Annotated in this window: 10 protein-coding genes; 6 read left to right on the top strand and 4 right to left on the bottom strand. The window is 67.2% G+C overall.

Going from position 1 to position 10,842, the window contains the following annotated elements:
• The first annotated feature begins 25 nt into the window (after window positions 1-25).
• The 6 genes from ABIC94_RS21355 (at window position 26) to ABIC94_RS21330 (ending at window position 4,217) form a co-directional block, all read left to right on the top strand.
• Window positions 26-814 (top strand): response regulator transcription factor, encoded by a 789-nt coding sequence (locus ABIC94_RS21355; RefSeq protein ID WP_354374981.1) that lies wholly within the window; start codon window positions 26-28, stop codon window positions 812-814.
• A gap of 33 nt (window positions 815-847) precedes the next feature.
• Window positions 848-2,374, top strand: coding sequence for a mannose-1-phosphate guanylyltransferase/mannose-6-phosphate isomerase (locus ABIC94_RS21350; protein WP_354374980.1), 1,527 nt, complete (start codon window positions 848-850; stop codon window positions 2,372-2,374).
• Between the two features lie 61 nt (window positions 2,375-2,435).
• A complete protein-coding gene (locus ABIC94_RS21345) occupies window positions 2,436-2,720 on the top strand; it encodes a hypothetical protein (RefSeq protein WP_354374979.1) in 285 nt (94 codons plus the stop codon).
• A gap of 46 nt (window positions 2,721-2,766) precedes the next feature.
• Window positions 2,767-3,360: a hypothetical protein gene (locus ABIC94_RS21340; protein WP_354374978.1), complete on the top strand. Its 594-nt coding sequence runs from the start codon at window positions 2,767-2,769 to the stop codon at window positions 3,358-3,360.
• Between the two features lie 80 nt (window positions 3,361-3,440).
• A complete protein-coding gene (locus ABIC94_RS21335) occupies window positions 3,441-3,671 on the top strand; it encodes a hypothetical protein (RefSeq protein WP_354374977.1) in 231 nt (76 codons plus the stop codon).
• 9 nt (window positions 3,672-3,680) lie between these two features.
• Window positions 3,681-4,217 (top strand): 2'-5' RNA ligase family protein, encoded by a 537-nt coding sequence (locus ABIC94_RS21330; protein ID WP_354374976.1) that lies wholly within the window; start codon window positions 3,681-3,683, stop codon window positions 4,215-4,217.
• On the opposite strand, the gene ABIC94_RS21325 is transcribed toward ABIC94_RS21330, so the two are convergent.
• From ABIC94_RS21325 to imuA, 4 genes are all read right to left on the bottom strand, one after another.
• Window positions 4,214-5,152, bottom strand: coding sequence for a hypothetical protein (locus ABIC94_RS21325; RefSeq protein ID WP_354374975.1), 939 nt, complete (start codon window positions 5,150-5,152; stop codon window positions 4,214-4,216). The genes ABIC94_RS21330 and ABIC94_RS21325 overlap by 4 nt on opposite strands.
• Window positions 5,153-5,265: 113 nt before the next feature.
• Entirely contained in the window at window positions 5,266-8,637 is a 3,372-nt protein-coding gene (locus ABIC94_RS21320; protein ID WP_354374974.1) for an error-prone DNA polymerase, read from the bottom strand.
• On the bottom strand, window positions 8,630-9,991 hold the full coding sequence (locus ABIC94_RS21315) for a Y-family DNA polymerase (protein WP_354374973.1): 1,362 nt from the start codon (window positions 9,989-9,991) through the stop codon (window positions 8,630-8,632). Before ABIC94_RS21315 ends, ABIC94_RS21320 begins: the two co-directional genes overlap by 8 nt.
• Window positions 9,960-10,769: a translesion DNA synthesis-associated protein ImuA gene (gene imuA / locus ABIC94_RS21310; RefSeq protein ID WP_354374972.1), complete on the bottom strand. Its 810-nt coding sequence runs from the start codon at window positions 10,767-10,769 to the stop codon at window positions 9,960-9,962. Before imuA ends, ABIC94_RS21315 begins: the two co-directional genes overlap by 32 nt.
• Between the last annotated feature and the right edge of the window lie 73 nt (window positions 10,770-10,842).

The raw sequence follows: 10,842 nt of genomic DNA, 5'->3' as shown, positions 1-10,842 counted from the left end.
CCCTAACAACTCCCTAGGAATCTTCATGTCCGACACCGCGCCTCACTCTTCCGACACCCCTGACTCCGCTCGGGCGTCCGAGCGCCGCACGGTTTATCCGTCCGGCGTCTGTCCTCCGGCCGCACCGCTGTGGCCGCATTTCCTGACCGGGCAGGAGGATGCACCGGTTCGCGTACTGCTCGTCGACGACGACGAGTTCATGCGCCGCGTGATTGCCCAGGAGCTGCTGTCGGACATGCGCATCCAGCTCGAGGCGCAGGCCGGCAGCGTGCGCGACGGCCGCCGCCTGCTGACGACCCATGAGTTCGATGTGCTGATGGTCGACCTGCGGCTCGGCGATGGATCGGGGTTCGAGCTCATCCGCGAAGCGCGCAAGCTGCATCGCTACTGTGAAATCATCGTGATCTCGGCCATGGAAGACGATGCCCACGTGATGCATGCCTTCGAGCTCGGCGCCACAGGCTACCTGCTCAAGCACGCCTGGCTGCAGAGCTTCGCGCAGGCCGTTCTGCAGGTGGTGAACGGCGGCGCGGCCATCACGCCCAAGCTGGCGCGCCGGCTGCTTACGCGAATGAACCAGCAGCACAGCGCGGCGCCTCCGGTTGAAGCGCCGCAGCGGGAAGTGACGCTGACGACACGCGAGCGGGAGGTGCTCCGCTGCGTGGCGCGCGGCTGCGTGTCCAAGGAGATCAGCATGCGGCTCGGAATCTCGGGGCAGACGGTCAACGCCCACATCAAGAACATCTACAAGAAGCTGCAGGTTCATTCGCGCGCCCAGGCAGTGAGCTTCGCCACCAACACCGGCCAGCTCTGAACGAGCGGTCCACGCCTTCACAAGGACGTTGCCATGAACAGCCCCACCATTCATCCCGTCGTGCTGTGCGGAGGCAGCGGCACGCGCCTGTGGCCGCTCTCGCGCAAGACGCTGCCCAAGCAGTTTGCACCGCTGATCGGCGACAAGAGCCTGCTGCAGATGACGCTGGAGCGCCTGTGCAGCCTGAACGGCAACATCACCTGCATTGCATCGGAAGACCATCGCTTCCTGGTACGGGAAGCGCTCGAGAAAGCCGGCGCGACCGGGCGGCAGATCCTGGAGCCGATGGCGCGCAACACCGCCGCGGCCATGGCGGCCGCGGCACTGCTCGCCGGCAAGGACGATCTGTTGCTGTTCGCACCGGCCGACCACCATATTCCGGACACGCCGCTTTTCGCGCAGACGGTGCGCCGCGGCGTCGACGCCGCGCTGGCCGGACACATCGTGACCTTCGGAGTGGCGCCCTCCTTCGCCAGCACTGCGTATGGCTATATCGAGGCCGGCGCCGTACTGGCGGACGGCTGCAGCCGGGCTGTCGTGCGCTTCGTGGAAAAGCCGACGGAGGCCGTGGCCCAGTCGCTGATCCTGCACGGCGGCTACAGCTGGAACGCGGGCATCTTCCTCGTGCAGGCCGGCACGCTGATCTCGGCGCTGCAGGCCCACGCTCCCGACATCCTGCTGGCGTGCCAGCGCGCGACCGCCGCCGTTGCCAGCGAAGGCAGCTTCGACCGCCTGGACGCCGAGGCCTTCCAGGCCTGCCGCAGCGACAGCATCGACTATGCGGTGCTCGAAAAGCAGCAGAACATCGCCGTCGTGAAATTCGAGGGTGCCTGGAGCGACGTCGGAAGCTGGAACGCGGTGGCCACGCTGCATCCGGAAGACGGAACCGGCAACCGCCTGAGCGGCAAGGCGAGCGCGCTGCGTTCGCGCAATACCTTCATTCATGCGCCGTACCGCCCGGTCGTGGCGCTGGGCACCGACGACCTGATCATCGTGGACACGCCCGACGCGGTGCTGGTGGCCAAGGCGGACTGTGCCGAGCAGGTGGGAGAAGTGGTGCGCATGCTCGCACTGGCAGGGCAGGCTGAAGCAACGGAGCACCGCCGCGTGGTTCGGCCCTGGGGGGCTTATGACAGGCTCGACTTCGGCGAGCGCTTTCAGGTGAAGCGCCTCACCGTCAATCCGGGGGGCAAGCTGTCGCTGCAAATGCACCACCATCGCGCCGAGCACTGGATCGTGGTCCGCGGTACGGCCAGGGCCACGTGCGACGGGCAGGTCAGCCTGGTGCGGGAGAACGAATCCATCTACCTGCCCTCGGGCGCCATTCACCGGCTCGAAAACCCCGGCAAGACCGTGCTGGAAGTGATCGAGGTGCAAACCGGCAGCTATCTGGGCGAGGACGACATCGTCCGCTTCGACGACACCTACGGCCGCTGCGCACCCATCAGGACACAGGCCGGGACGGCGGTTGCGCTACCGGCCGATGCCGTAGATGTTGGCGATGTTGGCGATGTTGGCGGTGGTGTCGACGCGGCCCCGCAACTGGCAACACAGCCGTGAAAGTGCAGCGGGCGGTCGTTGCATGACGACACGGCCGCTGCCATCACGTAGCATCCGCCCCATGAGCTACACAGTGAACCTGATCGATTTCCCCGATGCACCGGCCGAAGTCATTTCCGCGGCAGAGTCGCGCTTCCGGCGCGAGCTCGACAAGTTGCTGGGCGACGGCGTGAAGCAAGCGCTGAAGGCCTTCGAAAACGCCAGCGAGTCGAGCGCCAACGAACTCACGAAGGACGAAATCGCGCTGGCTGCAAGTTGGGCCAAGGCCTACGAAGCAGCCAAGACTGCGGGCTTTCGCGCGCTGGGCGAAGCCGACGAAGCGTATTTCGAAGTCCGGCTGGACTGACGGCCGAGGCTCGCCACCCCGTCACCCTGTATCAGGCAGATCCTCCATGACGAAGCTCTGGTCTGCCTTGTTGACAGCTTCCGCCCTGCTCTCGGGCTGCGCCGCACCGTCTGCAACACCTCCCGCCACCTCGGCCGCGGCCGTGAGTGCGGTGCAATGGCATTACGTGCGCTCGACCTCGTACGAGGCACGCCAGCCGGGGTTGGGCATCAGCCACCGCCATGAAAGCAAGGTGGGCTGGGTCGATGTCTACGTGTACGGCATGAAGCGCAGCAATTGGGCCGCGGGCGTCGGAGATCCGGAGTTCGACGAACATTTCAAGGCCGCCGTGGAAGAGGTCCGGCTTGCGGGCACAAGGGGCGTTTATGCCAAGGTGGAAGTCGGCCCGGTCAGCGACGAACTGATCGACGGACAGCCGTTTCGCCGCGTGAGCTTTCGCCTGCTGCACGCCGCGAGCCAGAAGACTTACGAGTCGTTCACCTTCCTCACGGGGCGCAATGGCCGGCTGCTGAAATACCGCATGTCGTTTGCCGCGCCGGCACCGAGCAACCTGGACGCCATCGCCCGCGAGTTCATCGAGCACAACCTGCGCAGCGGGCCGGACATGCCGAGGGCCACCCACCCGCTTCTGCGCATCTGAGGCACGCAAATATACTGTACGTTCATACAGTGTTTCCTCTAGAATGACTCGTCTCCCAGAGCAACATTCGAGGCGACACCATGACCACCGCCAGCCCGCCAGCGCCCTCCGCGCGGATCCTGTTTTTTTCGCCGTTGCGGCGCCCGCAACCCCGATCGCATGCAGGCCGAATTTCGACCTGGCCCTTTCGCGTCCACTCCGAGAAAGAGCGCGACGACGGCAGCACTCCTCACGATGGCAACGACATCCGCATGCAGGCGGCGCGCATCATCCGCACGACGGCCGAACAGTGGTGGCCGCCCGCCGAGTGAGCAAGGGCCATGGGCGAGCAGACACTGCCGTTGGCAGCACGGGAGTTCCTGATCGGGCTGTTTCCCGATGCGGCGATACAAGCCGCCATCAAGGCGCATTGCGCCGAATGGTGGTGGCCCGTGGGCCACTACTTTCCGCCCGGCCATCGCCTGCATCTCACGTTGCATTGCGTGGAAGATCGCGGCTGTGCCATCGAAGACCTGCTGCGCGAGGCGCTGGCCGAAGTGCCGGGGCGGCCACTGGAACTCACGCTCGACAGCTCATGCACCTGGCGCAACGACATTTCGGTGGTGCGGCCGGCCGAACACGAGGGCCTGCGCGCGCTTCATGACGACATCGTGCGGGCGGTGCGCAGAACGGGTCTCGCGGTACCCGCCAGGGGCTGGACGCCGCACGTCACCATCGCCAGGCAAACCGAGCGCGCCGCGCGGCCCCCGTGCCTCGCGCCCATTCACTGGAAAGTGCGGGAGTTCAAGCTGATCCGCTCGCACCGCGGCAACTTTTTCTACCACGAGCCGCTGGCGTCTTATCCCATGCAGCGCTAGGCCTCGCCGGTCGCGAGTTCGCCGAGCATGTCCTGCGCATCGTCGTCGAAGCCTGCGATGGGCTGGGCCTTTGCAAGCGCCAGCCACACCGCGAACGGAATGCGGTCGAAGGCGCGATGCACGGCGGCGCGCGCCACCACGAGCCGTTCGCCTTCGAGCACCAGCACGCCGCATTCGGGCGGAACTTCGTCGGGTGACGCAATCGACCGGCCGCGCGCGTCGTTGCCCAGCACGTACCAGCACTCGCCTCCCAGATCGAGGTAGGCCGCGCGCTTGTCCGGCTTGCGCAGGTCGCCCAGCAGATCGGCGCGGCTCACCTTCACCTCGTGCACGATGGGGTGCGCATAGGCTTCGACGCTGGTATTGCGGATCGAGAACACATCGGGCTTCGCAATGCACCAGCGCGGCTTGCCGCCCTCTTCGAGCGGCGGCAGGCGCGCACGCAGGCCGAGGCCGCGCCAGGCGATGCGCCCGCCGCGCGTCATCTCGCGCGCCACGCGCTCGACCAGCGCTTCATGCGGCGAGAGCGCCGCACGGTTGATGGTGAGCGTGGTTGCAATGCGCGCAATGCCGGCGTCCGTCACGCGCAAGGTCTCGTGGCCCTGCGAAGTGCGCACGCGTTCGAGGAACCCACCCGCCAGCAGCTCGACCTCGATGGCGTCGCAGCAGGGCCATCCTGCCGAGCGGTAGATTTCGCGCAGCCGCCGCGCGTGCAGCTTTCCGAAAGGAACGGTGCCGGCGCTCTGCATGGGCGGAGGATCTACCACCGGCGAGGGAAACCCAGGATCGGTGAACGGCGGCTCCACGGGCGGCGGATCGCCCTCGGGCGGCAGCCCGGGCGGCGGTGGCGGCGGCACGGGTATGGGCACATCGGGCGCGGGCGGCGGCGGACCGATCGGCCCGGCGACGGCGGAGTCAAGAACGAGTGCGGACATGAGAGAAACAGGTTAGCGAAAATTCGTTGGGCGCGCGAGACATGGAACGATCGGTTTCAGATTCATTCATGCGGAGTTTTCGTTTTCGTTCAACGGTGCTCGCTCGATTTATTTCAATGGAAGTCGCGGCTGGTGTTGCTCAGCGCCAGCCGGCCCATGAGCGGCGTCAGGTCCTTGAAGCCGGTGGCGATCAGGTGCTGCACCTTGCCGCCGCTGTCGTCGTCGCGCTGCCAGGTGCCCTGCACCGCGAGCAGGTGCGACTTGAGAAGCGGCTCGCGCCACGCTTCGATGACATGGTTCCAGACAATGACGTTGACGTTGCCTGTCTCGTCCTCGAGCGTGACGAAGATGGTGCCGTTGGCGGTTCCCGGACGCTGCCGCCCCTTGACGATGCCGCAGGCGCGCGCGGTTTGCCCACTGGGCAGGCTGCGCAGCTCTTCGGCGCTCATGAGCTTCATGCGCGCGAGGCGCGGGCGCAGCAGCGCAAGCGGATGGCGGCGCAGCGTAAGGCCGAGCGCGGCGTAGTCGCCGACGATTTCCTCGCCCTCGGGCGCTGCGGGCAGTTGCAGAACCTGCTCATTGATCGGCACGCCCTTGAGCAAAGCCGGCGAGCGGCCACCCATGCCGCGGGTGGCGGTGGCGTCCCACACCTGCTGGCGCCGATGGCCCGAGAGCGACATCAACGCATCGGCGGCGGCCAGCGCGGCCATGTCCTTGCCATCGAGTTCGGCGCGCAGGGCGAGATCTTCGGTGCTGGTGAAGGGAGCTTCGGCGCGCGCTGCCAGCAGGCGCTCGGCCCCCGCTTTGCTGAGGCTCAAGATGCGGCGCAACCCGAGCCGTACGGCCGGCTGGTTCTCGTTGCCGAGGCGGTGCTCGATGTAGCGCACGTCGGTGCCGGACGGTGCACGCGGCGCGTCGGGGGCACGGGCCTCGAGCGTGGTGTCCATGTCGCTGCACGTGACATCGACCGGCCGCACTTCGACGCCATGCCGCCGCGCGTCCTGCACCAGTTGCGAGGGGCTGTAGAAGCCCATGGGCTGCGAGTCGAGCAATGCCGCGAGAAAGCAGGCGGGCTCGTAGTTCTTGAGCCAGCTGCTCACAGTGACCAGCAGCGCGAAGCTCGCGGCGTGGCTTTCGGGAAAGCCGTAGTCGCCGAAGCCGAGGATCTGCTTGAAGATGGCTTCGGCGAATTCGACCTTGTACTCTTTCGCGACCATGCCGTTCACGAGTTTGTCGTGGAACTTGTCGAGGCCGCCCTTGCGCTTCCACGCCGCCATGGCGCGGCGCAGCTGGTCGGCCTCGTCGGCGGTGAAACCGGCCGCGATCATCGCGATCTGCATCACCTGCTCCTGGAAAATCGGGATGCCCAGCGTGCGTTCCAGTGCGGGCCGCAGTTCTTCTTTCTCGTAGTGAATCGGCAAGCCCTTGGCCACCCGCTCGCGCTGCTTGAGATACGGGTGCACCATGCCGCCTTGTATGGGCCCGGGCCGCACGATCGCGACTTCGATCACCAGGTCTTCATAGGTTTGCGGCTTCAGGCGCGGCAGCATCGACATCTGCGCCCTGCTCTCGATCTGGAAAACGCCGATGGTGTCGGCGTCGCAGATCATGTCGAACACTTTCTGGTCGTCGTTCGGGATGTGATGCATTTCCACCATCGAGCCACGCCAGCGGTTCATGTGGTCGAGCCCGCGGCGGATGGCGCTGAGCATCCCGAGCGCGAGCACGTCGACCTTGAGCATGCCCATGGCTTCGAGGTCGTCTTTCTCCCACTGGATGACAGAACGGTCCACCATGGACGCCTTCTCGACCGGCACCAGCCGCGTGAGCTTGGTGTGCGTGAGCACGAAGCCGCCGACGTGCTGGCTCAGGTGGCGCGGAAAGCCCTTGAGCCGCTGCGTCATCTCGATCCATTGCACCAGCTTGAGCTCGTCTTCCTCCACGCCGACGCGCGCTGCAGCTTGCCGCAGTTGTTCGCCCAGCACGGTGTCGTCGAACCAGTAGTGGTCCTTGGCGAATTCGTCGATCAGCCGCTCGTCGATGCCCATGGCCTTGCCCACGTCGCGCAAGGCGCTGCGCGCGCGGTAGCAGATGACGACGGCCGCAATGGCGGCGCGCTCGCGGCCGTATTTCTCGTAGATGTACTGGATGACTTCTTCGCGCCGCTGGTGCTCGAAGTCGACGTCGATGTCGGGCGGCTCACGGCGGTGGCGGCTCAGGAAGCGCTCGAACAGCAGGTGGCCCTTTTCAGGATTGATGGCGGTGATGCCCAGGCAATAGCAGACGGCGGAATTGGCCGAGGAGCCGCGGCCCTGGCAGAGGATGTTCTGCGAGCGCGCAAATCGAACGACGTTCTCCACGGTGAGGAAGAACATCTCGTATTCAAGCTCGCGGATCAGATCCAGCTCTTTCTGCAATTGAGTCCGCACCATATCGGGAATGCCGTTCGGGTAGCGCACCTGAGCCCCCTCCCACGTCTTGCGCGCCAGCGTCTGCGTCGCCGTCTCGTTGCTGCCCAACATTTCCAACGGGTACTTGTAGTTGTCCCGGATCACCTCCGGATCGAACCTGCACCGCTCGGCCACCACCAGCGTGTTCGACAGCATCTCGGGCAGATAGAGTTCGGCCAGCCGCACCCGCTGCCGCAGATGCCGCTCGGCATTCGGCTGCAGCGCAAAGCCGCACTCGGCCACGGTCTTGCCTTCGCGCACGGCCGTCAGCACGTCGTGCAGCGGCTTGGCCGAACGCGCATGCATGTGCACGTCGCCGGCCGCCACGAGCGGCACGCCCGTCTGCTCGCCCGCCTGCATCAGCGTGACGAACCACAGGTCGTCGTCGAGCTCGTTGAGCAGCTCGATCGCCAGCCACAGGTTCTCTCCGTAGAGCGCCTTGGCGGCCGTCAGGTCTTCGTGCAGCGTGGCGGCATCCATGGCGCCGCCCGGCGCTCGATGGGGCACGAAAAGAACCTGGCAGTCTTGCAGCGAGGCCACGTCGCTGCCCTCCCAGCTCACGCGGTACTCGCCTTTGGGCAGCTCGGTGTTGCGCGCGGCGGTAATGAACTCGCAGAGGTTGCCCCAGCCCTCGGTGTCGTTCGCGATGACCACGAGCCTGAAGCGCTCGAAGCGGAACTCGCTGCCGAACAGCAGCCGGAAACCGGGGTTGCGCGGAATCGGTGGCTCATCGGGATGGTCGCGCTCGTGTTCCTCCAGTTTGGCCGGCAGATCGCGCAGGCAGACGTGCGCGCGCACGATGCCCGCCACCGAGCACTCGTCGGTGATGGCCAGCGCCGTGTAGCCGAGTTGGTAGGCACGCTCGACCATCTCTTCGGGCGTGGAGGCGCCGCGCTGGAAGCTGAAGTTGGTGAGGCAGTGCAGCTCGGCATAGTCGGGCAGCGTTGGTGCCGGCTTCTTGCGCAACGGCAAGGGCAACGCATGCACCTTGGCGGAATTGCGCCCGAGCAGCTGCTTGTCGCTCAGGTCAGGCATAGAACCCCTGCAGGTACCAGCGCACCTCGCCCTGTGAAAACCGCGCGGAGGGCCGCTCGCGAAAGATCCACACCAGGCCGGCCTCGGGGCTTTCCGCGATGTAGTAGTCGCGCATCGCCGGCTGCCCGCCGTCTTCCTCGCCGCCCCACCAGCCTGCCTCGATGCGCTGCGGCCCGATCAATTTGCTGAGCGGGCCGCGGTAGCACGGGCGCTCGCCGTCCATCTCGAGCAGCAAGGGTTCGGGCAAGAGCCACGGCGGGTAGAGGGCATCGGGCTGCGAAGCCGCGGCCTTTGCCTTCTCCTTTGCTCCCTGGCGGGTCTTGTCCGGCGGCGTCTTGTCTTTCTGCAGCGCGGGCCGCCATGCCTGCTTGCGCTCGGGCCGGTGGTCGGCCTGCGCCGCAGGCACCACCACCTGGTGTGGTCCGAGCCGCACGCTGAGCCGCTCGACCATTTCGTGCAGCTTGTCGCCCTTGCGGTTGTCTTCGGGCAGGAAGCTGGTGCTGGCGCCGGCCCACGGATCGGTTTCGAGCGTACGCAGGCGCAGCCAGCTCGCGGGCGCCGCAAGCGTGGTGAGGGCGAGCTTTTCAGACAGCAGGCGGCGCAGGTGCGCCATGTCCTGCGTGGGCTCGGCCGTGCGCACGGTCACTTGCTGGTGCGGCGGCAGGTTCACGCCGTTGAAGCGCTTGAGGTCGAGCGTCCATTGCAGCTCGAGCGCGCGCGCACCGCGCTGGCGGGCCCGCAGCCAGATCTGCAGCGCCGTGAGCAGGCGGTTGGCCGACCACATCAGTTCGGGCGCGGTTTCGGCCAGCGCGGGCAGCTCGAGCTTCTGCTCGAACACGTCGGGCAGCGTGAGCCAGCTGTGGCTTTCAGGGCGCAGGCCCCAGGCGATATCGAGCGCTTCGCGCAGCCCCGCGCCGAATCGCCGCGTGAGGCCGCCGCGCGGCAAGGCCGCCACCTCGCCCCAGGTGCGGCAACCGAGCCGCGCGAGCAGGTCGAGGTGTTCGCGCGCGGCGCTCAACGTGTCCAGCGGCAGGCCGGCGGGAATGTCCTTGGGCCGGCTCTCGTCGCGCTCGAACAGGCGCAGCCGGGCCAGTGCGATGAGGCTGGTGGCGCCCTGCGCGCCGCGCATCACGGCGTCGGGCGCAGGGTTCTCGTGGGCCAGTTGGCGCATCAGCGACGAGCGCCCGCCCCACAGGCGCTCGCAGGCCGAGACCTCGAGCATCAGCGCTTCGTCTTGCCAGGCGACGTGCGGCGTGTACTGCAGCGCCCACCAGCCCAGCGCCTCGGGCGTGGGCAGGGTCGGCGCTTCAGGCGCGTCGGGTTCAAGCGACCACCGCAATGCGATCCAGTGCATTGGGGCCTCCCTTCCACGCGTCGATGCGCACCACGGTCGCGGACGTTGCCGCCACTTCACCGGCGGGCACCGTGCCCTGCTGCTGCAGGCGCAGCTTGCGGCGCAGCCGGGCGGCGGCCAGCAATGCGGCCATGCGCTCGTTGCGCGCCGGCAGCATTACCGGGGCAGCCAGCGGCGGGCCGCGGCGCTTGAGGATGCGCAGTTCGATCTGCGAGCTGTCGGCCCCGCAACTTTCCACCTGAAGCCGAAGCCGCGCCGGCGACGCGCCCCGTGCGGCCGATTCGGGCCGGCACACGAAGAGCAGCACGTCATGCTGGGCGGCCGCCAGTTGCAGCCGCCGCAGTTCGCCCACCCGGGCCTGCGGGAGCCAGGCCAGCACGGCGGCCACGTCCGCGCAGCGCAGCGCCTGCTCGCAAGCCCACAGCCGCGAGGCCGAGGCATCGCTCCTGACCCACATCAGCGCTTCCACCGGCAACCCCTGCGCCGCGAGCGACGGCCCGCAGGGTTCGTAAGGCGCACCGATCAGCACCACCGGCCCGCCGCGCGCCTGGACCGCCTGCGCCAGCGCGGGCAGCAGCAGCCGCCAGACATGCGCTTCGGGCGCGCTTTGCAGCAGTTCCGTCATGGCGCCGACCGGCCAGCCGCCCCCGGGCAACTCCGCGTCGAGCGCGGTGTAGCCGGTGGCGACGACCTGCGCGTCGGCCAGGCCGAGTTCGTCGGCGTGCCAGACGCCACGGCCTGCGGCAGCGGAAAAGGAGTCGAGGAAAGGGAGGCCCATGATTCAATCGTTAACTGTATTTTTATACAGTATCGCGATCCTCGCAAGGCAAGGGAAATCTCCCGCCTCCCTC

The organism is Variovorax paradoxus (genome assembly GCF_040544635.1).
GTDB lineage: Bacteria > Pseudomonadota > Gammaproteobacteria > Burkholderiales > Burkholderiaceae_C > Variovorax > Variovorax paradoxus_R.
This window is presented reverse-complemented; position numbering and strand designations above follow the sequence as displayed.